26 protein-coding genes, 3 pseudogenes and 1 riboswitch are annotated in these 21,417 nt (G+C 34.0%); of the genes and pseudogenes, 24 read left to right on the forward strand and 5 right to left on the reverse strand.

Features of this window, described 5'->3' with window-relative positions:
• Positions 1-62: 62 nt before the first annotated feature.
• A complete protein-coding gene (locus EGX95_RS05515; RefSeq protein ID WP_000895995.1) occupies positions 63-692 on the forward strand; it encodes a class II aldolase/adducin family protein in 630 nt (209 codons plus the stop codon).
• A gap of 125 nt (positions 693-817) precedes the next feature.
• Complete coding sequence (cbpA, locus tag EGX95_RS05520) at positions 818-1,441, forward strand: cyclic di-AMP binding protein CbpA (RefSeq protein WP_001264219.1); 624 nt, start codon at positions 818-820, stop codon at positions 1,439-1,441.
• A gap of 67 nt (positions 1,442-1,508) precedes the next feature.
• Here the strand turns inward: cbpA and EGX95_RS05525 are convergent, their stop codons facing one another.
• On the reverse strand, positions 1,509-2,279 hold the full coding sequence (locus tag EGX95_RS05525) for a divergent polysaccharide deacetylase family protein (RefSeq protein WP_000549803.1): 771 nt from the start codon (positions 2,277-2,279) through the stop codon (positions 1,509-1,511).
• Positions 2,280-2,615: 336 nt separating this feature from the next.
• On the opposite strand from EGX95_RS05525, the gene EGX95_RS05530 reads away from it, so the two are divergent.
• Positions 2,616-2,897, forward strand: a complete 282-nt coding sequence (locus EGX95_RS05530) for an aspartyl-phosphate phosphatase Spo0E family protein (protein ID WP_000495540.1) — start codon at positions 2,616-2,618, stop codon at positions 2,895-2,897.
• Positions 2,898-2,926: 29 nt separating this feature from the next.
• Here the strand turns inward: EGX95_RS05530 and EGX95_RS05535 are convergent, their stop codons facing one another.
• Positions 2,927-4,423: a DUF3149 domain-containing protein gene (locus tag EGX95_RS05535; protein WP_000669150.1), complete on the reverse strand. Its 1,497-nt coding sequence runs from the start codon at positions 4,421-4,423 to the stop codon at positions 2,927-2,929.
• Positions 4,424-4,614: 191 nt separating this feature from the next.
• Here EGX95_RS05535 and EGX95_RS05540 point away from each other — a divergent pair, with 191 nt between their 5' ends.
• From EGX95_RS05540 to EGX95_RS30685, 4 genes are all read left to right on the forward strand, one after another.
• Positions 4,615-5,061: a MarR family winged helix-turn-helix transcriptional regulator gene (locus EGX95_RS05540; protein WP_000203341.1), complete on the forward strand. Its 447-nt coding sequence runs from the start codon at positions 4,615-4,617 to the stop codon at positions 5,059-5,061.
• Between the two features lie 161 nt (positions 5,062-5,222).
• Positions 5,223-6,917 carry a M3 family oligoendopeptidase gene (locus EGX95_RS05545; protein ID WP_000008563.1) on the forward strand — a complete coding sequence of 565 codons (1,695 nt, stop codon included), beginning with the start codon at positions 5,223-5,225 and terminating at the stop codon, positions 6,915-6,917.
• A 138-nt stretch (positions 6,918-7,055) separates the two neighbouring features.
• Positions 7,056-7,589, forward strand: a complete 534-nt coding sequence (locus EGX95_RS05550) for a DinB family protein (RefSeq protein ID WP_000941973.1) — start codon at positions 7,056-7,058, stop codon at positions 7,587-7,589.
• Positions 7,590-7,688: 99 nt separating this feature from the next.
• Positions 7,689-7,805, forward strand: a complete 117-nt coding sequence (locus EGX95_RS30685) for a DUF6254 family protein (RefSeq protein WP_000066280.1) — start codon at positions 7,689-7,691, stop codon at positions 7,803-7,805.
• Between the two features lie 11 nt (positions 7,806-7,816).
• Here the strand turns inward: EGX95_RS30685 and kinB are convergent, their stop codons facing one another.
• Entirely contained in the window at positions 7,817-9,025 is a 1,209-nt protein-coding gene (gene kinB, locus EGX95_RS05560; protein ID WP_123805463.1) for a sporulation sensor histidine kinase KinB, read from the reverse strand.
• 207 nt (positions 9,026-9,232) lie between these two features.
• Positions 9,233-9,276: riboswitch (PreQ1 riboswitch) on the forward strand.
• Between the two features lie 93 nt (positions 9,277-9,369).
• Between kinB and queC the strand changes: the two genes are divergently transcribed.
• The 4 genes from queC to queF are packed head-to-tail and all read left to right on the forward strand — an operon-like array spanning position 9,370 to position 11,748.
• Entirely contained in the window at positions 9,370-10,032 is a 663-nt protein-coding gene (gene queC / locus EGX95_RS05565; protein ID WP_000711607.1) for a 7-cyano-7-deazaguanine synthase QueC, read from the forward strand.
• Positions 10,032-10,523: a 6-carboxytetrahydropterin synthase QueD gene (gene queD, locus EGX95_RS05570; protein ID WP_000368413.1), complete on the forward strand. Its 492-nt coding sequence runs from the start codon at positions 10,032-10,034 to the stop codon at positions 10,521-10,523. The genes queC and queD overlap by 1 nt, the downstream gene beginning before the upstream one ends.
• The gene (gene queE / locus EGX95_RS05575; RefSeq protein WP_000036284.1) at positions 10,516-11,232 is read left to right on the forward strand and encodes a 7-carboxy-7-deazaguanine synthase QueE; all 717 of its coding nucleotides are present in this window, start codon (positions 10,516-10,518) and stop codon (positions 11,230-11,232) included. The genes queD and queE overlap by 8 nt, the downstream gene beginning before the upstream one ends.
• An 18-nt stretch (positions 11,233-11,250) precedes the next feature.
• On the forward strand, positions 11,251-11,748 hold the full coding sequence (queF, locus tag EGX95_RS05580; RefSeq protein ID WP_000918895.1) for a preQ(1) synthase: 498 nt from the start codon (positions 11,251-11,253) through the stop codon (positions 11,746-11,748).
• A gap of 55 nt (positions 11,749-11,803) precedes the next feature.
• Here the strand turns inward: queF and EGX95_RS05585 are convergent, their stop codons facing one another.
• Positions 11,804-11,989, reverse strand: coding sequence for a YkvS family protein (locus EGX95_RS05585; RefSeq protein WP_001165081.1), 186 nt, complete (start codon positions 11,987-11,989; stop codon positions 11,804-11,806).
• Positions 11,990-12,221: 232 nt separating this feature from the next.
• On the opposite strand from EGX95_RS05585, the gene EGX95_RS05590 reads away from it, so the two are divergent.
• Together EGX95_RS05590 and EGX95_RS05595 are read left to right on the forward strand one after the other, a co-directional pair.
• Complete coding sequence (locus EGX95_RS05590; RefSeq protein WP_001997014.1) at positions 12,222-12,404, forward strand: hypothetical protein; 183 nt, start codon at positions 12,222-12,224, stop codon at positions 12,402-12,404.
• 88 nt (positions 12,405-12,492) lie between these two features.
• Complete coding sequence (locus tag EGX95_RS05595) at positions 12,493-13,095, forward strand: histidine phosphatase family protein (protein WP_000703126.1); 603 nt, start codon at positions 12,493-12,495, stop codon at positions 13,093-13,095.
• Between the two features lie 33 nt (positions 13,096-13,128).
• On the opposite strand, the gene EGX95_RS05600 is transcribed toward EGX95_RS05595, so the two are convergent.
• Positions 13,129-13,707 carry a GNAT family N-acetyltransferase gene (locus EGX95_RS05600; RefSeq protein ID WP_000619530.1) on the reverse strand — a complete coding sequence of 193 codons (579 nt, stop codon included), beginning with the start codon at positions 13,705-13,707 and terminating at the stop codon, positions 13,129-13,131.
• A 245-nt stretch (positions 13,708-13,952) separates the two neighbouring features.
• On the opposite strand from EGX95_RS05600, the gene EGX95_RS05605 reads away from it, so the two are divergent.
• The 11 genes and pseudogenes from EGX95_RS05605 to EGX95_RS05660 all read left to right on the forward strand — a co-directional run bounded on the left by EGX95_RS05605 (position 13,953) and on the right by EGX95_RS05660 (position 21,411).
• Positions 13,953-14,147 carry a hypothetical protein gene (locus tag EGX95_RS05605; protein WP_000356683.1) on the forward strand — a complete coding sequence of 65 codons (195 nt, stop codon included), beginning with the start codon at positions 13,953-13,955 and terminating at the stop codon, positions 14,145-14,147.
• Positions 14,148-14,172: 25 nt separating this feature from the next.
• Positions 14,173-14,490, forward strand: coding sequence for a hypothetical protein (locus EGX95_RS05610; protein ID WP_000502208.1), 318 nt, complete (start codon positions 14,173-14,175; stop codon positions 14,488-14,490).
• A 476-nt stretch (positions 14,491-14,966) separates the two neighbouring features.
• Positions 14,967-15,326, forward strand: a complete 360-nt coding sequence (nrdI, locus tag EGX95_RS05620) for a class Ib ribonucleoside-diphosphate reductase assembly flavoprotein NrdI (RefSeq protein WP_000959450.1) — start codon at positions 14,967-14,969, stop codon at positions 15,324-15,326.
• Positions 15,313-16,440 (forward strand): annotated as a pseudogene (locus EGX95_RS05625) (ribonucleotide reductase N-terminal alpha domain-containing protein); the annotation flags it as partial. The gene nrdI and the pseudogene EGX95_RS05625, both read left to right, overlap by 14 nt.
• Before the next feature lie 382 nt (positions 16,441-16,822).
• Positions 16,823-17,773, forward strand: a complete 951-nt coding sequence (locus EGX95_RS05630; protein WP_074543497.1) for a ribonucleotide reductase large subunit — start codon at positions 16,823-16,825, stop codon at positions 17,771-17,773.
• 154 nt (positions 17,774-17,927) lie between these two features.
• A pseudogene (locus EGX95_RS05635) lies at positions 17,928-18,506 on the forward strand (ribonucleotide-diphosphate reductase subunit beta); the annotation flags it as partial.
• Between the two features lie 201 nt (positions 18,507-18,707).
• Positions 18,708-18,803, forward strand: a pseudogene (locus EGX95_RS31025) (nuclease); the annotation flags it as partial.
• Positions 18,804-18,932: 129 nt separating this feature from the next.
• Positions 18,933-19,334 (forward strand): ribonucleotide-diphosphate reductase subunit beta, encoded by a 402-nt coding sequence (locus EGX95_RS05645; RefSeq protein ID WP_000864955.1) that lies wholly within the window; start codon positions 18,933-18,935, stop codon positions 19,332-19,334.
• A gap of 216 nt (positions 19,335-19,550) precedes the next feature.
• Positions 19,551-19,931, forward strand: a complete 381-nt coding sequence (locus tag EGX95_RS05650; protein ID WP_000687513.1) for a GntR family transcriptional regulator — start codon at positions 19,551-19,553, stop codon at positions 19,929-19,931.
• Positions 19,928-20,626 (forward strand): ABC transporter ATP-binding protein, encoded by a 699-nt coding sequence (locus EGX95_RS05655; RefSeq protein ID WP_000137735.1) that lies wholly within the window; start codon positions 19,928-19,930, stop codon positions 20,624-20,626. Before EGX95_RS05650 ends, EGX95_RS05655 begins: the two co-directional genes overlap by 4 nt.
• On the forward strand, positions 20,623-21,411 hold the full coding sequence (locus tag EGX95_RS05660; RefSeq protein WP_000804798.1) for a hypothetical protein: 789 nt from the start codon (positions 20,623-20,625) through the stop codon (positions 21,409-21,411). Before EGX95_RS05655 ends, EGX95_RS05660 begins: the two co-directional genes overlap by 4 nt.
• The last annotated feature ends 6 nt before the right edge of the window (positions 21,412-21,417 follow it).

Consider the following 21,417-nt stretch of genomic DNA (forward strand, 5'->3'; position numbering starts at 1 on the left):
AATACTCCTTTTACATAGAAAGGATTCGAACATTATATAAATATTACGCCGGGGGTGACGAAATGTTATTTTTTCTAAAGAAATGGAATGAATTAAAAGATGTGAAATCTGAACTAGCACTTCGTGATTGGTTTTATGGTACAAAAATTAGCTTATCACTTTGTACGTCAAAAGAGCCGTTAACTTTTTTAGTAAATGTTGAAGGAAGAGATAAAGGGTTATTTTCAGAAGAAGATTTTATTGTTGTAAACTGTATGTGTGAACCAGTATTTGAAAATGAAGAAAAACCAGCTGCGGAATCATTTATGCATGCAGATATTTATAAAAAAAGTAGTGCAGAATGTATTTTACAAGTACAGACTGTAGATAGTCATTTAATATCAGAGTTGTATGGAGAAAAAGGGGAAGTAACATTCGATAAACGTAGCGTGGAACGTGTTTTTGGAAAAGAAGGTATAACAGAAATGACAATTCCCATTGTAGAAGATGAGAAAAAATTCGCAGATTTATTAGAGAATAATGTGCCGAATTTTATTGAAGGTGGAGGAGTAGTTCTCGTTCATAATTATGGCATGATTGTGTGGGGAAAAACTCCAGAATACGCGAAAAAATGGTTGGAGGGTATAGAATATTTAATGAACTACCATGTAAAATTGTTAATGATAAAAGGTGCAAAGAGCTCTGTTATATGAAATGTTTGTGATGTCGTTACAAGTCAATAAGTAAATGAAAGCGTTTTAAAAATAATTTTACTCATAAAATATAGGTCTCCTTATTATATATAGATTACATGTTGACATGTAAGGAGGAACATATTTTGCGAGTTAAATATCATTTTCTGCCAAAACAGCAAGTAACATTTTGCAAAATGAACGATTCAGGTAAGAAGGCTCTGCAAATTATGAATGAAACGGGATTTCGAGCAATCCCTGTATTAGCAGAAGATGAAAAGAAATTCATGGGGATTATTTATAAAGTGGATCTTTTAGAAAAGAAGTGTAATGGTGGATTAGAGGAATTAAGTACGGAACATATGTTGGAAGATTCCACTGCATTTATTTTTGAAAAGGACTCTTTTTTCAGAGCATTTTATGTTATTCGTCGTTTGCCGTTTTTAGCTGTATTAAATGATTATAATGAATTTGTTGGCATCTTAACTCATTCCAATATATTTGATGTTATTGAGGATTCATTTGGTATGCGGACGGGTGGTTATATATTAACAATTGCAACACAAGATTGTAAGGGAACGATTAAAGAACTTGGGACATTGTTGAAAGCATTTCATATCGGTGGACTATTTACGCTAGATAACGGCGATCAATATATTCGCCGCGTTATTGTCAATATAACAGATGAGTTAAATGAAAAAAGATTAAAGCAATTAATCGAAAAAATAGAGAAAAAAGGATTCAGGGTGAGTCATGTAGATTATATTTAAGATGAAAAGGAAAGGGAGCAATTTGCTATATGCAGATTGCTCTCTTTTTTAGTTTGAGTCATGAATCTTATTTTGAAACAGGAGGCGGAGATAATGCTAAATCGGATAAAAAAATAAAATCTGCATGTTCACGAATTTTAGGAATAGAGGTTTCTATAACACGTGATGTAATTTCACCTGGAGGCCCAACATGTCCGATAGCTACCATAATCGGTTTTTCTTGAAGTTTTTTAATGAGTAATTGGGCTTGTTTTGAAATATGTGCCGCTGTGTACACGTCATCAAAAAATAATTGATTTTCAATAATAGGTACTCCTAATTCTTTCCCGATTTTTGGGACGACGCTCTTAGGATTTGTTTTGCTATCTAAATAAAATAAACCGTGTTTTTTACAAGCTGCGAGTATAAGTCGTACAATTCTTTCGTCTGCAGTCACCTTTGATCCCATATGATTATTCATCCCAATTGCATGTGGTACTTCTTGAATCGCTTGTTCGAGTCGATTATTTATTTCTTCGTCGCTTAAATCAGTTGTAATTGCTTTTGGTCCAAGCCATTCTTTTTTACCTTTAATCGGTTCCATTGGCATATGTATAATAACTTCGTGTCCTTTCTTATGAGCCGCTATCGCATCTTCCTTTGTAGAAGGAAGAAAAGGCATAACAGCAACAGTTAGTGGAATAGGAAGTGATAACATTTTATCAGTTCCTTTCATATTATTGCCGAAGTCATCAATGACAATAGCTACTTTATTTGTATGGGCCTTGGCTTCAACAGGAAACAAGAAGGATGGTAAAAACATAGTCAAAATAAGCAATGCAATCGTATATTTGTGCATATAACTATTTCCTTTCTATATTATCAATCACCATTATGGTTTGCGTTTTTATATAAATTAAACAAAAAATGTCGAAGAAAAGTATATGGAAAATAGGGAATCCGCTATTTAATTGGTGTTTGTAAAAAAAGGAGATAAAAAAATTGTCTATTATTGCGAATGTATTTACAAAGATAGAATAATTTGTAATAATTCTCAAAGTGAGGGTAAAGATTTGTAAATTACAGGGAGAAAATGTTTAATTTTCTGATTCTTCAAATTCAAATATGATAAGCAGTTAAAAGTTCAATGGAGAAGTGAAGTAGAGAGCATGGAAGTATAATAAGGGGGATATGAATGTTTACTGTAAAAAGGAAGTACACATTAGAAAAGCTTTCACGTGATATTCATATGAAACGTGAAGAGATGATTCAATTAGGTTTAACGAGTGGGTTAAATAGTACGGAGACGATTCAAGTTAGTCAAGAATTGGACAAGCTTATTTTACAGTACCAGTGTTATAAAGAAAAACAAACACCAAAATGGTTATCAATTATAAAGGTACCTATTTTTCAAATTGGGTATGAAGGAAAATCAAGTAATTTTTGGCGAATGCTTGTGGCTGGTTTTATGAAATAAGTATAATTACCCTTTAGGGATAAGGATAATTATACTATGTGTAACGGAATTTCGATATGAACTGTCGTTCCTTCGTTTTCTATACTGTTAATAAAAATATGCCCGTTGTACATCTCTATAATTCGTTTACATATGACAAGTCCAAGACCTGTTCCAGTATCTTTATTAGTAAAGAACGGATGAAAGAGGTGTTTTTGAATATGTTTTGGAATCCCTTTTCCAGTATCTGTAATTTGCAATTGTGCGTGTGTTTCATTGTTTGTTACGAAAATAGTTAGTGTATCGCCAAAAGTCATAGCTTCAATTGCATTTTTTGTAATGTTTAAAACCACTTGTTTCATATGGTCTTTCGAGCATCGGATATGAACAGGACGGTCTGGCAAATGTAAATGGAATACAATATTATGTAGATTCGCCTCAGATTGAATAATTAATGCTACCTCATTTAGAATGGTTCTCACATCATATGTTTGTTCAATGATTGCAGTTGGCTTTCCCAGAATAAGAAATTCACTTACAATTTCATTAATTCGTTCTATTTCTTGTTCGATGATGGAAAAATAGAACTGATCTTGTTCATCTTTATATTTCTCTTTTAATAGAGCGACGAGCCCTTTAATTCCGGTAAGTGGATTACGGATTTCGTGGGCGGTACTAGCTGCAAAAGTTCCAACTAATTCAATTTTTTGTAGTTCATTTTGTTGTCTTTCTAGTTTTGTTTGTCGTTTTAACAACATATATTGAGCGAGTAAAAATAAAATTGACATTAAAAATAAAGTAGCTATACATTCTACGGCAACCCACTGATTTAAAGTTTTTTGATGAATAGGTAACGGAGAAACAGAGACCTTCCAATCTAATCTTTGGAGTGGAGTAGTAAGCATATTAGAATGTGCATCACTTGTTTCGTTATTATCATCGGTTAGAAAAACTACATCATACTTATCAGTTACTTCAAAATGGTATTGTGGCTTAATGGCATTTAAAGATGATGAAATGTAGTCAAAGCGTAAACTTGCTAACAATAAGCCTGAGAGCTCCTTCTGTTTATTAAAAATGGGGGAAGCAATCATAATAGCTTGATGGCCAAGAACACGATCTGTAATGACGGATGATACAGTTGTTTTCTTAGTTTGTAATGCGTTTTGAATATATTTACGATCTGAGACATCAACAGGTGGTCGGTCACCTTCCGATGCGATTGTAATGATACCTTCTGGTGTAGCGTAATATAGACCAGAAAAACGTGCATCGTTTCCATCTGTATCATGTACAATTTCTTTCATCCCATTAATATTTCCAGTCTCGGTTCCTACGACCTTTGTGAGCATTTCTAGGGCAGAAATTGCTTCGCCAAGGTGGTGATCTAAATAGTCTCTATATAAAAAGAGAACCGTATGGGCAACTTGTTTATTTTCTTGTTTCATTTTATACGAATGATATGAATAAAATGTAGCACCAATCCCTGTTGTTGGTAGGATAACAAGCAATATATATAAAACTATGCTGTGGAATTTGAATTTCAAATTTGGTACTCCTTCTTTTTTATTATCATTATATATAAACTATGTTAAAATTGTCATGTTTTTATTCAAGAATCATTCATAATATATTTGGGGGAGAGATAATGAATGAGTGAATACTCATTCGGAATTTATATGAAGTACTATTTTGTTCTTTTTATTACTGAGAATTTAAATGAAGGGTTGAAAGTTGTATGACATCAAATAATGAACGAGAAGATATTTCTCAATCTTTAAAAGTATTTATTGCATTATCTCGTGTACATCGTTCTGTTATGGATACGACAAATAAGTCTATACAAAGTAACGGTTTAAATCCAACTGAGTTTGCTGTATTAGAACTGCTATATCATAAAGGCGGTCAACCACTTCAGCAAATTGGTGAGCGTATTTTAATAGCTAGTGGCAGCATTACATATGTTGTAGATAAGTTAGAGAAAAAGGGACTAGTAAAGAGAATTCCATGCCCGAATGACCGACGTGTTATTTATGCACAATTAACTGAATCTGGAGAGAACTTTATTTCTTCTATTTTTCCAGGGCATGAGCAAGTTATTCATCAGTCTTTTGAAATGTTAACGAAAGAGGAAAAGGACGAATTACTGGATCTATTAAAAAAGATTGGAAAGTATGAAAAGTAATAATATGTTCCAAAGGAGCTTTGGATAAAGAAATCCAAAGCTTTTTTGTTTACATGTAATGATGGCAGTATATGCCGTATTTTGTTGAAGAATAAGAGGAGATTTGGAAGTAAGTATTGAATTATAGTAAAGGATGCATTTAATGGAGAGGAGGCTCGTTCATGTCATTTAAAGACTATGAATATAAAAGGCCAAATATTGAAGAATTAAAAGAGAAGTTTACAGCTGCTTTAGAGAGGTTTGATAACGCAAAAACTGTAGAGGAACAAAAACAAGTCATTCATTCAATTAACGAAATTCGTAACGATTTTGGTACAATGGGGAATCTTTGTTACATTCGTCATTCTGTTGATACAACAGATGCTTTTTATAAGAAAGAGCAAGATTTCTTTGATGAATTCTCTCCAGTTGTACAAGGATATGGTACAAAATATTATAATGCGTTAATTCATTCTCCATTCCGTGAAGAATTAGAAGCGTATTATGGGAAGCAATTATTTGCTCTTGCGGAGTGTGATTTAAAAACATATTCTGATGAAGTCGTGAAGGATTTACAATTAGAGAATAAATTGTCTTCACAATATACACAATTATTAGCATCTGCAAAAATTGATTTTGCAGGAGAAGAAAGAACTTTATCACAGCTTATTCCATTTATGCAAGGGAAAGAGAGAAGTGAACGTAAAGCAGCAAGTGAGGCGTATTACGGATTTTTAGCTGAGAATGAAGAAGAGTTAGATCGTATTTATGACGAGCTTGTTAAAGTGAGAACGAAAATCGCCAAATCTTTAGGTTTCAAAAACTTTGTTGAACTTGGATATGCAAGAATGTACCGTACAGATTATAATGCGGAAATGGTAGCAAATTATCGTCAGCAAGTGCTAGATTATATCGTTCCCGTTACAACGGAATTAAGAAAACGTCAACAAGCACGTATCGGTGTAGAGAAGTTAGCATATTACGACGAAAACTTTGAATTCCCTACAGGTAACCCAACTCCAAAAGGAGATGCGGATTGGATTGTTAATCATGGAAAAACGATGTATAAAGAGTTATCGGCTGAAACAGATGAATTTTTCAATTTCATGTTAGATAATGATTTATTAGATTTAGTTGCGAAAAAAGGAAAAGCTGGCGGTGGATATTGTACATATATTGAGAATTATAAAGCGCCGTTTATCTTCTCGAATTTTAACGGAACGTCTGGTGATATTGACGTATTAACACATGAAGCAGGCCATGCTTTCCAAGTATACGAAAGTCGTAAATTTGAAATTCCAGAATATAATTGGCCAACATATGAAGCGTGTGAAATTCACTCTATGAGTATGGAATTCTTCACATGGCCATGGATGAAGTTATTCTTTGAAGAAGATGCAGATAAATATTACTTCTCTCACTTAAGTTCAGCACTTCTGTTTTTACCGTATGGTGTATCTGTTGATGAATATCAACATTATGTATATGAAAACCCTGAAGCATCACCAGAAGATCGTAAGACAGCATGGCGTAATATAGAGAAAAAGTATTTACCGCATCGTGATTATGAAGATAATGATTATTTAGAGCGCGGTGGATTCTGGCAACGTCAAGGACATATTTATAGCTCGCCGTTCTACTATATTGACTACACGTTAGCACAAATTTGTGCACTGCAATTTTGGAAACGTGCAAGAGATAATAGACAAGAGGCGTGGGAAGATTATGTGAATCTGTGCCAACAAGGTGGAAGTAAATCATTCTTGGAATTAGTAGAAGTTGCCAATTTAACATCACCATTTACTGAAGGCTGTGTGAAAAGTGTTATTACAGAAATTGAAGCATGGCTACAAGCAATTGACGACACAAAATTGTAAAAAACATGCGCTTTTTTTCACATGTTTAACATCGACATAATGAGAAAATGATGAGATAATAAAAGAAAATTCAGAATACTAAAGAGGTGTTTCTAATAAGGAGCGCCTCTTTTCACCAACAAAAGGGGGGAAAGAAGTATGCTTCAATCTAATATGGATGTGAGTTTAGAAAGTTTAGTGAACTCATTACAGTCTACCCGAAGCACGCTATTGTCAGAAATTGAAATGTTAAATGATACAGAAGTGAATGTAAAGCCACGTCGTGATAAATGGAGTATTATTCAAATTTTGCATCACTTGCATTTAGTTGAACAATCTGTCACGTCTGCCCTTGTATATGCCTTACAAAAAAATGAAAGAAACACGACTCCATTTAAAGACCTCCAACTTACGCTGGATCGCACACATAAACGAGAAGCTCCTCAGCAAATGAAACCAACAGAAACGCTAATGAAAAAACAGCAAGGAATCCAATTACTAGAACATTCACGACAAGAATTATTACATGCGCTTCATAGCGTTATAGATGAAAAAGACCTATTTGAAAATGGGTTAAAGCATCCTGTTTTTAATGATCTGAATTTATATCAGTGGGTTCAATTTCTTGATTTGCATGAACAAAGACATCTTACGCAGTTAAAAGAAGCGAAACACGCAATTTTACAGCGATAATTAGGAAGAAGTGGGAGACCACTTCTTTTTCATATGTGCATAGTTTTTCTTCTTATTTTGGAATACTACAGAGAGAAAGAAAAGAAGGAGTTGAAAAGTATGTCCAATAAAAAGAAAGAAGAAGAGCGCGCTTGGAAAGCACGTAAAGAAAATCAAAAACCACATGGAAAAGTGAAAGCTTTTGCTGAATTAGTTGAAGGAACAGAAAAAACGTGATGAGTATTTCATCACGTTTTTTGTATGAGTGGAAAAGTTAATAAGAAAGTTGTACCTGTACCTTTTTCACTTATAATATCAATTTTTCCGTTCATAGCTTGCACAACACTGAATACGACCATCATTCCAAGACCAGTACCTTTTTCTTTTGTTGAATAGAAAGGGGATCCAAGACGTTTTACTTGTTCTTGATCCATACCAACTCCTGTATCTTTTATATATAATTGAATATGTTTATGATCAGGAACTAATGTGAAATAAAGATCACCGCCTTTTGGCATGGCCTCAATGCAGTTTTTTAAAATATTTAACAAACATTGATTTAGTTTTTGTTTTTCTCCCGCGATAAAAAAAGAAGTACTTTGCTTTATATAATGTGTACGCACATTTGTTAAATTAGCAAGCGGTGTAATTAACGATAATGCATGCAGTAGTTCTTCTTCTAACTGTAATATTTGTTCTTTTTCAATACTTGGTTTTGCAAAGGTTAAATAATCTGTAAGAACGTGATTTGCTTGTTCGATTCCGTTGATGGCTATGTCAATATATAATTTTCGCTCTTGCTCAGTGCATGTACCTGACTGCAAAAGTTGTAAAAATCCTTTTGTTGAAGTTAACGGATTGCGAATCTCATGAGAGATGGACGCTGCCATTTCGCCAATTAAATGAAATTTTTCAGCATTCATAAGTTCGTTTTGGAGACGAACTTGAGTTTGTAATATGTGTAGTAAATATAAAATAAGAATCGTACCAAGTATCGTACATAACTCATACACAATAATATGTGGTATATAATCAGTCTTATTTGTAACCTTTGAAAGGAAGAAAGGTATCCAACTCAATCCGTATGTGAGACTGTATATAATAGCGAGTATTATTTTTATACGATTAGAAGTTCGATTGAAAAATTTATATGTAAATAGTAGAACAATAAATAGAAGGATAGAACCGATAAGCGATGGGAAAACACCTATTCCTCCTAATAAGAAGCGATATATATTTAATACAACTAATATTGATCCACCAGCAATAGGACCTCCGGTTAATGTACCGACAACTAATACGATATGACGCATATCAAATTGAAATCCATAATTTGTTTTTGCTGCGAAAGTGATACATAGTATAGTAACGAGGCAGCATAATACAATAAATATAGCTGAATTTAATTTAGGAGAGCGTTTCCCTTTTTGATTCCAAAATAAATGGTATACGAGCATTGTAACAAGGATGAATAATATATTTAGAAAGAGATAAATAATAAAGGATTTCAGTGGGATGCCTCCTCTCTTCTTATAGTAAATTAATCATACTATAAAATGAAAGAAATGAAATGAGAAATAGCGGAAAAATCAGAAATTTTTTCTGGTAGTATACAATATGTTACAATAAGCTTTGTCAATGAAAGAAGGAATTCCGTGCAATGCACGGGAGAGGTTCGCGAACTCCCTCTATAAAAAACTATGGAAACAACAATATCTTTAGGTATTGTTTTGTTTTTTTATTGTGACAGTTCAAGAACGTTCTTTCTTCTTATTCGTAGTAGAGAAGGAGAATGAGTGAAATGAAAAAAGAAAAGGCAGTTGTTGTTTTTAGTGGAGGACAAGATAGTACGACATGTTTATTTTGGGCAATGGAGCAGTTTGCAGAAGTAGAGGCTGTAACGTTTAATTACAATCAACGTCATAAGTTAGAAATTGATTGTGCAGCGGAAATTGCAAAAGAGCTAGGAATTAAACATACAGTACTAGATATGAGTCTATTAAATCAACTTGCTCCAAATGCGTTAACGAGAACGGATATGGAGATTACACATGAAGAAGGGGAATTACCATCGACGTTTGTAGATGGACGAAATTTACTATTCTTATCATTTGCTGCTGTATTAGCAAAACAAGTTGGAGCACGTCATATTGTAACGGGTGTATGTGAAACTGATTTTAGTGGTTATCCAGATTGCCGTGACGTGTTTGTGAAATCGTTAAACGTTACTTTAAATTTATCCATGGATTATCCGTTTGTGATTCATACACCACTTATGTGGATTGATAAAGCGGAAACATGGAAATTATCAGATGAACTTGGAGCATTCGAGTTTGTTCGAGAAAAAACATTAACATGTTATAACGGAATCATTGGTGATGGTTGCGGTGAATGTCCAGCATGTCAACTTCGTAAAGCAGGATTAGATACGTACCTACAAGAACGCGAAGGAGCGAGTAACTAATGGATAATTTCTTTGGATTTCGCATCGTAGAAAATTTGCAAAAAATGGACAAGGATATTCAGCGTAAACAGCTCAAATATCATAATAAACGAGTAATGGTCAGCAAGGAATTTACATTTGATGCAGCACACCATTTACACTGTTATGAAGGGAAATGTAAAAACTTACATGGTCACACATATAAAGTTGTATTTGGGATTAGTGGATATGTAAATGAAATCGGTCTTGCAATTGACTTTGGAGATATAAAAGAAATTTGGAAGAATGAAATAGAAATTTATTTAGATCATCGTTATTTAAACGAAACGTTACCAGCGATGAATACAACTGCTGAAAATATGGTCGTTTGGATTTATGAAAAGATGGCAGAAGCGTTAACAAAAGATAATCGTGTGAATGAATATAAAGGAGCTCGTGTTGAATTTGTTCGTCTATTTGAGACTCCGACTAGTTATGCAGAAGTAAGACGGGAGTGGATGCTCGATGAGTAAAATCCCTGTCTTAGAAATATTTGGTCCGACTATTCAAGGTGAAGGAATGGTTGTAGGACAAAAGACGATGTTTATCCGTACAGCTGGCTGTGATTATAGCTGCGCTTGGTGTGATTCTGCTTTTACGTGGGATGGATCGGCTAAAGATCAAATTAGACAGATGACAGCAGAAGACGTTTGGAATGAGCTTGTAGAAATTGGCGGCGAAAATTTTTCTCATGTTACGATTTCAGGTGGAAATCCGGTATTGTTGAAAAATATTGAGTTTCTTCTTTCTATATTAAAAGAGAATGGAATGCGAACGGCAATCGAAACGCAAGGGAGCAAATGGCAAGATTGGTTACTTGAAATTGATGAAATAACGATTTCTCCGAAGCCGCCAAGCTCGACGATGAATACTGATTTTCAGAAGTTAGATGATGTAATTCAGAAGCTAGCAGGAAAAGATATTAGCTTAAAGGTAGTAGTATTTGACGATTATGATTTTGAGTATGCAGTTAAGATGCACGAACGTTATCCAGAGGTACCATTTTTCTTACAAGTAGGAAATGATGATACAAAAACTGTGGATGATGCGATGTTGATTAAAAAGCTATTAGATAAGTATGAGTGGCTTATTGAAAAAGCGGTTAACTGCAAAGAAATGAATAATGCAAAAGTATTGCCGCAGCTTCATGCGTTAGTATGGGGAAATAAACGCGGAGTATAATGAGAAGGGATGTTTAAAATGGCAGGAAGATTAGATGAAGATTTAAAAGATGTAACATTATTAGGAAATCAAAATACAAAATATTTATTTGAATATAGCCCAGAAATTTTAGAGGTTTTTGATAATAATCATCCAAACCGTGATTATTTTGTAAAATTCAATTGTCCTGAATTTACAAGCTTATGTCCGAAAACAGGCCAACCGGATTTTGCAACAATTTATATTAGCTACATTCCAGAACAAAGAATGGTAGAGAGTAAATCTTTAAAACTATATTTATTTAGTTTCCGCAATCATGGTGACTTCCACGAAGATTGTATGAACGTTATTATGAATGACTTAATTAAATTAATGGATCCACGTTACATCGAGGTATGGGGTAAATTCACACCACGTGGAGGGATTTCAATTGATCCTTACTGTAACTACGGTCGCCCAGGAACAAAGTATGAACAAATGGCTGACTACCGCATGATGAACCATGATTTATATCCAGAAACAATTGATAATCGTTAATATATAATAGAAAGAAAGGATCTGTATGTTATACAGATCCTTTCTTTCTATTATATTATGCATTTTGATTAATGACAGTATAGTTTTTATGACTAACAACTGTAAGAGGTTCCATATCTAGTTCTCTAAAATTCTCCATAATTGTTATATCTACAATAACAGAGTTTTGATTTACTTTTTGAACACGGCCTTGCATTCCACCTTTAAATTCAATGATATCTCCAGTTTCTGCGATCTGCATAAGCAACTCTCCTTGTTACAGTTTTTCCAAAAAAGAATAATTTGGGATTTTTTATTTTCCTTTATTTTGAACTATGTTTCCTGTTTTGTAAATGTTTTCAAAGTAAAAATTCGAAAAATATTCACTTTTTGTAAGAAAATATGTAGAAAAGCCATGTTTTTTGAGAAGAAATAGGAGAAATGCAAAAATCTTTATATAGAGTTATAATAAAGAAATACAATAACCTATTAAAGTGGGAGAAATTAGAGGCGGTAAAATGATGTTTGAATTTGTGGGGAGTGTTATAGCATTAATTTTATTTGTATTTTCTTATATACATTTAAAAAAGATTCGTCATCATGAAACGACTACATATTTTGATGGGATGGATGGTATACATGCTGGGGTCACACATGAGAGTGGCGGGGATATGTAAAGGTGTATAACTTTCTTTTTTTGCGTGGTATGATATGTAAAAATAGTACATAATAGAGTTCGTAAGTGATGAATGGAGAGTGGAAAGAATGAAGATTTCTTTTATTCGTCATGGTCGCTTAAATCGTACTATAGAACCAATGACGGTTACATCCTTTCATGAATGGATGAAAGGATATGACTTACATACTATAACAGAAAAAGCACCTATACCAATGGAAACAAGAGAAGTGGTTGAGGCAGCAAAATTGATTGTATCAAGTGATCAACGGTGTGCTGTACAATCAGCAGCTGAATTAGTGGATTCTTTATCTTTTATCCAAAATTCTCTTTTTAGGGAAGCTGAAATTCCGACGAGTTTTTATGCTCCAAAATGGTTGAAGTGTAAACCTAACGTATGGATGTTTATCGGACGAACAGTATGGATACTTGGTTACCATAAAGATGTTGAGTCTTATAAGGAAGCAAGAGAAAGGGCAAAGCAGGCGGCTTACGTATTACACCGTTACGCTCTCGTACATGGAAGTATTGCTCTTGTAGGTCATAATTATGTGAATGGAATGATTGGTGCCGAACTGAGAGCGATGGGATGGTCTGGTTCTCCTATCTTGCACAGAGAGCCATGGGGATGTACAACATATACGTTTCATGAGGCGATGAATGGAAATGTATTAAATACGAATTTAACATAAAAGCACACGATTTATATAAATCGTGTGCTTTTTTTAAGATATAGAAATTTTGATGTTTAATGGTTTTACGAGATGTGCATAAGGTTCGCCTACAAGCATAACGATTTGATCTTTTTTATAACCTAGTTTTTCGTATAGTGAATAGGCACGTTTGTTTTCTAAATTAACAAGTAATGCGATTTTTTCATACTCCTTTTCAGTTGCATGTATTTCAGCAGCTTCAATTAATTTAGAACCAATTCCTTTTCCGCCATATACACTTGAAACGGATAAAGTATCAATGTAATATTCATCAAGCTCGGCTTCTTTTTCTAACGTAATCGATTCATCTTTATGTAATTCTCTTAAGTGATGTACGATTGGTGCATCAAGCATTGTTGCTTCACTACCGTGATAAGCGACAATAACTCCAACTGCATCCCCGTCTTGTTCATATACAAAACAGTTTTCATAGCTCAGTCGATTTTTCTCTTTTGAGAACCATGTTTCAAGTCCTAGTAATACTTCTGTCTCAACTGTGCTACCTGTGATTTTTTCAGCAATTTCGTGCAGAGCGTTATACAATAAAGGTGCTACCAGTTTCGCATCTGTCTTTTTTGCTTTCCGAATCATAGTATCCCTCCTAGTTCTATTTATATATTGTAGCATAGTGGTATGGAACTTTGCATAATTGAATGTCGAAATGTTTGATATAGAGAAGTAGCTATGTTAGTATATGATATTTAGTGGACATATAATTAAGAGATATCTTTTGAAAAATAATGAAAATGAAATGAAGGTATAGCATCTGGATAATTTTACAGTTGTTGACCTATAGAATATAAGTTAAAATAAAATATTGCATAGAGGTGAAATACATGGATAAAGAATTAGCAAATACAATTTTGGATCAGCTGAAAAATGGTGAAATAAAGGAGTATGTTGTTACGAAAGATGTATTTTATACGTTCAGAGAAGTTTTAGTAAATCGAGAAGACTTTAAACATTTCATTGGTAACGCACAGCGCGGCGGACAGGTCATTTATACATACTCAGAAACGCCACGTTCGTAACTAGAAGAATATAGGGAGGAGACTTATGGGCGATTTTAAACAAGGCATATTACCGCATTGGGATTATATGTGGAAAGATAGAGCCGGCAACCGATTTATGGGAATGGTCATGTATCCAGAGAAAAGAAAGTGTTCGACAAAAATGCTTCAGAAAATAAAAAGAGCATATGAAGAGGCTGTAGAAATTAAAATAACTGTACAAGTTCAACATACGTATCAGTACATAGAAGGAATGATTGTATACTTTGATGAAGAAGCTCCTGTATGTACAATGATTGATAAAGATGAAAATCCACATCATATATTTGTAAAAGATATTTTGCGTATTGAGCACTCTGCATAATCTTTTCATAAATAAGCTGCATTTCCATAATAATAATCTTTTTCTATAATAGTTATCTTTTAGTATGTAACGCGAATCGAAAGTATATGTATAATATTTAATAAAGTAAAATTGATAAATGTAATCGTTTTTTAGAACAGATTATCGTTTCATGTCTGTTCTTTTTTGCGTGATGCTGGAGAAATATATTCCTCCAGCATTTGCCGTTTTATGACAAAATATATTGGTAACTTTTTTAAAAATAAGGTTAAATTCGTTGACAACTTTTTTGAAAAGCACTTTATTGACATGAGTTTTAGAATGTTGTTTCATAGTCATTGTATTGAAAAAAATCGACGGTCTTGTCGAAAAGTAAAAGTTAAAAAAAGAAAGAATTTATACATATATCTTGTGTCTTATTTTGAAACGTAATACAATATATAGAGAAATCAAGAAACAACATACAGAGAGTATAGATTGAAAAGGGAGGGTCGGAAATGTTAGTTGCATATGATTCTATGACAGGAAACGTGAAGCGTTTCATTCACAAATTAAATATGCCGGCCGTTCAAATTGGTGAAGATCTAGTAATAGATGAAGACTTTATTTTAATTACGTATACAACAGGTTTTGGCAATGTACCAGAACGTGTTTTAGAATTTTTAGAGCGCAATAATGAAAAATTAAAAGGCGTATCTGCAAGCGGCAATCGTAACTGGGGAGACATGTTCGGTGCAAGTGCTGACAAAATTTCTGCTAAATATGAAGTGCCTATTGTATCAAAATTTGAGTTATCAGGAACAAATAACGATGTAGAATATTTTAAGGAAAGGGTGCGGGAGATTGCGACACATTGAACTGAATAATGAAATCACGCAAATGCAGGACGGTTTTTATCAGCTTCATAAAGATAAAGAGGCATTAGAAGTCTTTATGGAAGAAGCTAGAGAGAATACCGTTCATTTTAATAGCGTGGCAGAGCGAATGGAGTATATGAAAGAACATGATTACTATTACAACGTTCTGGACGAGTATAACTTGGAGGAAGTAGAAGAGGTATATAACATCGCTTATGGTGAAAACTTCGAGTTCCAATCTTATATGGCAGCATCTAAGTTCTACAAAGATTATGCGTTAAAAACAAATGATCAAAAACAATACTTAGAAAGCTATGAAGATCGTGTAGCAATTGTGTCATTATACTTAGGACGCGGTGATGTTGCGAAGGCAAAACAATTCGCAAGCATGATTGTCAAACAAAACTACCAACCAGCGACACCAACCTTTTTAAATGCGGGAAGAAGCAGAAGAGGAGAAATGGTGTCTTGTTTCTTGTTAGAGATGGATGATAGCTTAAATTCAATCGGCTTTAACATTAATACTGCAATGCAATTATCAAAAATCGGTGGTGGAGTAGCTTTAAACTTATCTAAGCTACGCGCACGCGGTGAGCAAATTAAAGGTATCGACAACGCTGCAAGTGGTGTAGTACCTGTTATGAAATTACTTGAAGATTCGTTTTCATATGCGAATCAACTTGGCCAACGAAAAGGTGCTGGCGCAGTATACTTAAACATTTTCCATTGGGATATTATTGAATTCCTTGATACAAAAAAAATAAATGCCGATGAGAAGAGCCGTATTCAGTCTCTATCAATCGGAATTATCGTTCCAAGTAAGTTCTTTGAGCTTGCTGAGAAAAACGAACCTTTCCATGTTTTCGCGCCTTATACGGTGTATAAAGAATACGGAAAGCATTTAGATGACATTGATATCGATGAAATGTACGATGAATTAATGAGCAATCCGAAAGTGAAGAAGAAGCCGCTAGATATTAGTGCACGTGATATGCTTATTAAAATTGCTATGATCCAGCTTGAGTCTGGTTATCCGTACTTAATGTTTAAATCAAATGCAAATAACCAACATCCATTGAAGGATATTGGAACTGTGAAGATGTCGAACTTGTGTTAAATATGTAGCACCTTCTAGTAGAAATGCTAGTCGAAAACTCCGTTAAACGGGGAAAGCCTCAAATTTGAGGTAACCTACCGTGCTAAATCTTATCTTAGAATGAAAATATAAAAGTTCAGAATGTATCTTATTATTTTGTATAGCAGAGTTATGGGACAACATAAAGTAATAAGAGACTTTCTGAAAGATTAAGATAAGTAAAAGCCTAACGACTATCCCTTATGGGAGTAGAGCGCAAGCGATTGGCGTTCGAAAAGCGGAGCACCTAATCAGGTAATGCTGTAGGTGATGATATAGTCTGTCCTGTATGGTGACATACAGCAGTTGCATGAGCAACGGACTGAGGAGTAGCGAACTCGGTTGAACATTCGAGACAGAAATCTTCCAGCTTCAAGAAACTTCTGAAATTAACGATTACGGTACAGATGACATTATCCGTCGTGATATTAACTGTAACTTAGGATCGTTAAATATCGTAAATGTAATGGAAAATAAAGAAATTCGTGAAGCAGTTCATGCGGGAATGGAAGCTTTAACAGCTGTTTCTGATATGACGATCATTCCGAATGCACCAACTGTGAAAAAAGCAAATGATGAGCTTCATTCAGTAGGGCTTGGCGCAATGAACTTACACGGATATTTAGCAAAAAATAAAATCGCTTATGAAAGTGCAGAAGCGAAAGAGTTCGCTCGTACATTCTTTATGATGTTAAATTACTACTCTATTGAGAAAAGTATGGAAATCGCTAAAGAAAAAGGCGAAACATTTAAAGACTTCGATAAATCTGATTATGCGAATGGCACATACTTTGAAAAGTATGAAACGACAGATTACAGCCCAGTAACTGAAAAAGTTCAGCAATTATTTGAAGGAATTCATATTCCAACAAAAGAAGATTGGACAAGTTTAAAAGAGCAAGTGCAGAAGAATGGTTTATACAACTCATATCGTCTTGCTATCGCTCCGACACAATCAATCAGTTACGTTCAAAATGCAACTTCAAGCGTAATGCCGATCGTAAGTCAAATCGAATCAAGAACGTATGCGAATGCGACAACATATTATCCAATGCCGTATTTATCAAAAGATACGTTCTGGTACTATAAATCTTCTTACGATATGAATCAGTTTAAATTAATTGATTTAATCGCAGAAATTCAAGAACATATTGACCAAGGTATTAGTACAATTCTTTACGTTAATAGTGATATTTCAACACGTGAATTAGCACGTTACTACATCTATGCACATAAAAAAGGCTTAAAGAGTCTGTATTATACGAGAACACGTAAATTAAGCGTGGAAGAGTGTGTGGCTTGTACCGTTTAATGGCATATTGCCATACTAAATGAATAACCCAAAAGTATGAGCAGGGTTATGAACCCTGCTCATACTTGGTTTGTTCTACTAAACGGTTAGCTTTTCATTATTAGATGGAAATTTAACCGTTCAGTAGAACAATAATAGATATAGGGGTGATTCAATGCGCGCTGTTAACTGGAATAAAAAAGAAGACGATTTCAGTTTAATGTTTTGGAAGCAAAACATCGCTCAGTTTTGGACAGAAGAAGAAATTGCGGTTTCGTCTGACAAAAATACTTGGGTGCAATTATCGAAAGAAGAGCAAATTGCTTATAAGCGTGTATTAGGTGGTTTAACACTTTTAGATACGAAACAAGGTGGCGAAGGAATGCCTCTTGTACTTGTTCATCTTGAAAATTTACAAGCAAAAAGTGTATTAGCTTTCATGGGTGCTATGGAAGAAGTACATGCGAAGAGTTACAGTCATATTTTCACAACGTTAGCTACTGAAGAAGAAATCGATGATATTTTCGAATGGGTAGACAACCATCCGTTACTTGAGAAAAAGGCTGGTATTATTACAAGTTACTATCGTCGTTTATTAAAGCCTGAAGTAACGAAAAAAGAGTTATACATGGCAATGGTAGCAAGTGTGTTCTTAGAAAGTTACCTATTCTATAGTGGATTCTTCTATCCACTTTACTTAGCTGGTCAAGGAAAACTAACAGCAAGTGGTGAGATTATTAACCTTATTATCCGTTAACTAATAGCGGCTTTTGGTAGAGATACCAATTGAAAAACCCTTTTAATTGCTGGGAACCCCTATTGTAAATTTATCTGTTATATTATTGATGAATACATACATTCAGGTTATTCTCTAACTATCAATGGATGGAAAGGAGAATAGCTGATAGGGCAATCAGCAGCGAAGCCTTTATCTAGCGATAACATGTACGGAAGTATTAGACACCGAAAGCTGTATAAACAGTGGTGGGTGCGATACGTAGATAAAGGAACGTTCAACGACTATCCCAATGGCGGTGAAATTCCGCAATAGGAGTAGGGCCAAGCGGTGGGTGAGAATCCCTTAAATCGAAATGGAGGGCTACCTGAGAAGGTAGATGATATAGTCTCTTCTTACAGGAAACTGTAAGCTGTATAAACGGCATAGGAGTAGCGAATCTATGTGAAGGTAAAGGATGAGTCAATTCACGGCGTATTCGTCGGTATTTTAGCACAACAAATCTTCGCGGAACTTTCTGCAGAAGATCAACAAGAAGTGCAAAAAGAAACGCAAGAGTTATTAATGGAACTATATGAAATTGAAATGGCATACACAGAAGAAATTTACACTTCTATTGGCCTTGTAGAGGATGTAAATCGTTTCGTTCGTTACAATGCGAATAAAGGACTTATGAACTTAGGACTTGAGCCGAAGTTTGAAGAAGAAGAAATTAACCCAATCGTTTTAAATGGTTTGCGTACAGATACGAAAAACCATGATTTCTTCTCTGTAAAAGGAAATGGTTACGTAAAAGCGACGAACGTTGAAAAGTTATCTGATGATGACTTCGTGTTTAATTTTTAATATATGATCATAAAGAAAAGCTGTCTTATCAATGAATAAGACAGCTTTTCTTTATGGTTTTGTTTACATAACACTATTATTTTCGTATAACGATTTCTGTTTGAAAAATTCTATCCAGCTAACGGACAGAATTTTTTTGTAAGTAAATGGGTATTTACAATCCTTTTGTATCGGTGTATTATTTAACTAGTACACCGATACAAAAGGAGGGAAGAAATGAAAATAGAGTTTTCTCCAAATACACCAATTTACATTCAGGTAATGGAATACATAAAAAAAGAAATCGTAACAGGACATTTATTGCCTGGTGATAAAATTCCCTCTGTACGTGAATTAGCGAGTGAATTACAAGTAAATCCAAATACGATCCAGCGTACATTTCAAGAGCTAGAACGAGATGGGGTTGTTGTAACACGTAGGGGAATGGGACGATATGTAACGAATGAAGGGGAGAAAATTATGGAGCTGCGAAAAGAGATGGCGAAAGAATTACTTCATTCTTTTATAGATGGAATGGACAATTTAGGTTTTTCAGAAGAAGAAATTCTTACAATCCTTCGTTCTTCATTACATGAGAAAAGGGAGGAGAGCGAATGACAGAGCTATTAAAAATAGAAAACTTATGGAAGAGATACGGATTAAAAGCAGTGATTCGTGAATTAAACATAGAGATTACCGAAGGGAAAATTGTTGGGCTTGTTGGAGATAACGGAAGCGGGAAAACGACGTTATTGAAAATGATTGCTGGTCTGCAGCATCCTTCTGAAGGTAGTATTACAATCGCTGGTAAAAAGGTAGGATTAGAAACGAAAGAAATTGTTTCTTTTATGTCTGATAAACCAGTATTTGATGATTGGATGACGGTAAAAGATTCTATATTTTTCTACCGTGATTTTTATAAAGACTTTGACATTCAAAAAGCGGTAGATACGGTTGTGGAGTTTAAAATACCGTTAGAAGAAAAAATTACAGCTTTATCAAAAGGGATGGTTGAAAAGCTACAAATCATTTTAACATTTTCGAGGAAAGCGAAGTTATACGTACTAGATGAACCGTTGGGCGGGATTGATCTCATTTCTAGGGAACACGTACTGGAACTTATTCTACAATTTTATAGAGAAGATTGTACAATCCTAATCTCGACTCATTTAATAAATGAAGTTGAAAATATTTTTGATGAAGTAATCTTTTTAAAAGATGGAGAAATTGTATTGTATGAAAATGTAGAAGAATTACGTTTTCAAAGAGGGAAAGCGGTCACAGATGTGTTTAAGGAGGTGTTTAGTAGATGAAGCCGAGCTTAATATACATGTACAATATAAATAAAAAGCAAATTATTATTTCGTTGCTATCATTTATATTCGTTATCGCTGTAGCTTTCGTAAGTTTGGGGAATTATATTAAGCAAGAATCAGGAGAAGTAAGACAAACAATTATAGTTAGTTTCGTTATTCTAGTATATATAACTTTTTTAGCAATGATAGTTATTCAGGCGGTGTCTGCATTTGGAAAAATGACTGAAAGCACATTATTTCGGTTAACATCGATATCGGGTAAAAAGATTGTTTTAGCAATATTGTTATACGTTGTAATTTATTTACTTATTTTTGAATTAATGGGTTCTATTTTTTTATATGGTATTTCTATGAAAATAATAAAAGGTACAGAGCTCTATGAAGTATTATTTACTCAAAGTGTATTCAATCCACTAAAGCACCTCTTTAGTACTATGTTATATGTATTTAATTTATCTAGCATATTGCTAGTATTACTTTTTTCAGTAGCAAGCGTTAAAGTGTTTTCTTTGAAAAAGAAGAAGTTAAAATATCCAATGGTATTTTTCTTATTTTTACTAGTAACAAAATTATTAGGTACTATATATGGAATGTTGGGCGGTCTTGCACCTGCTGCACCTTTAATAAAAAAATTAGTATATATAGATGAATCATCAGGAGCGGATGTGTTTCTCTATCCGGAAAAACTTATGAATTTATATAGCCTTAGTTTTTCTATAGGAATATTTATTCTACTTGTTTATATAACAGGTCGCATAATCGATAAAAAACTAGAAGTCTAAAGGAGG

This window comes from Bacillus sp. FDAARGOS_527 (assembly GCF_003812125.1).
Classification (GTDB): domain Bacteria; phylum Bacillota; class Bacilli; order Bacillales; family Bacillaceae_G; genus Bacillus_A; species Bacillus_A paranthracis.

What these genes read in the sequence shown, in the direction of transcription:
- EGX95_RS05515 (WP_000895995.1), top strand. Translation starts at nt 63, where the DNA reads ATGTTATTTTTTCTAAAGAAATGGAATGAATTAAAAGATGTGAAATCT.
- EGX95_RS05525 (WP_000549803.1), bottom strand. Translation starts at nt 2,279, where the DNA reads ATGCACAAATATACGATTGCATTGCTTATTTTGACTATGTTTTTACCA.
- EGX95_RS05660 (WP_000804798.1), top strand. Translation starts at nt 20,623, where the DNA reads ATGAAGCCGAGCTTAATATACATGTACAATATAAATAAAAAGCAAATT.
- EGX95_RS05540 (WP_000203341.1), top strand. Translation starts at nt 4,615, where the DNA reads ATGACATCAAATAATGAACGAGAAGATATTTCTCAATCTTTAAAAGTA.
- queC (WP_000711607.1), top strand. Translation starts at nt 9,370, where the DNA reads ATGAAAAAAGAAAAGGCAGTTGTTGTTTTTAGTGGAGGACAAGATAGT.
- EGX95_RS05595 (WP_000703126.1), top strand. Translation starts at nt 12,493, where the DNA reads ATGAAGATTTCTTTTATTCGTCATGGTCGCTTAAATCGTACTATAGAA.
- queF (WP_000918895.1), top strand. Translation starts at nt 11,251, where the DNA reads ATGGCAGGAAGATTAGATGAAGATTTAAAAGATGTAACATTATTAGGA.
- EGX95_RS05600 (WP_000619530.1), bottom strand. Translation starts at nt 13,707, where the DNA reads ATGATTCGGAAAGCAAAAAAGACAGATGCGAAACTGGTAGCACCTTTA.
- EGX95_RS30685 (WP_000066280.1), top strand. Translation starts at nt 7,689, where the DNA reads ATGTCCAATAAAAAGAAAGAAGAAGAGCGCGCTTGGAAAGCACGTAAA.
- EGX95_RS05530 (WP_000495540.1), top strand. Translation starts at nt 2,616, where the DNA reads ATGTTTACTGTAAAAAGGAAGTACACATTAGAAAAGCTTTCACGTGAT.
- EGX95_RS05610 (WP_000502208.1), top strand. Translation starts at nt 14,173, where the DNA reads ATGGGCGATTTTAAACAAGGCATATTACCGCATTGGGATTATATGTGG.
- EGX95_RS05545 (WP_000008563.1), top strand. Translation starts at nt 5,223, where the DNA reads ATGTCATTTAAAGACTATGAATATAAAAGGCCAAATATTGAAGAATTA.
- EGX95_RS05655 (WP_000137735.1), top strand. Translation starts at nt 19,928, where the DNA reads ATGACAGAGCTATTAAAAATAGAAAACTTATGGAAGAGATACGGATTA.
- queE (WP_000036284.1), top strand. Translation starts at nt 10,516, where the DNA reads ATGAGTAAAATCCCTGTCTTAGAAATATTTGGTCCGACTATTCAAGGT.
- queD (WP_000368413.1), top strand. Translation starts at nt 10,032, where the DNA reads ATGGATAATTTCTTTGGATTTCGCATCGTAGAAAATTTGCAAAAAATG.
- nrdI (WP_000959450.1), top strand. Translation starts at nt 14,967, where the DNA reads ATGTTAGTTGCATATGATTCTATGACAGGAAACGTGAAGCGTTTCATT.
- EGX95_RS05585 (WP_001165081.1), bottom strand. Translation starts at nt 11,989, where the DNA reads ATGCAGATCGCAGAAACTGGAGATATCATTGAATTTAAAGGTGGAATG.
- EGX95_RS05550 (WP_000941973.1), top strand. Translation starts at nt 7,056, where the DNA reads ATGCTTCAATCTAATATGGATGTGAGTTTAGAAAGTTTAGTGAACTCA.
- kinB (WP_123805463.1), bottom strand. Translation starts at nt 9,025, where the DNA reads ATGCTCGTATACCATTTATTTTGGAATCAAAAAGGGAAACGCTCTCCT.
- EGX95_RS05605 (WP_000356683.1), top strand. Translation starts at nt 13,953, where the DNA reads ATGGATAAAGAATTAGCAAATACAATTTTGGATCAGCTGAAAAATGGT.
- EGX95_RS05650 (WP_000687513.1), top strand. Translation starts at nt 19,551, where the DNA reads ATGAAAATAGAGTTTTCTCCAAATACACCAATTTACATTCAGGTAATG.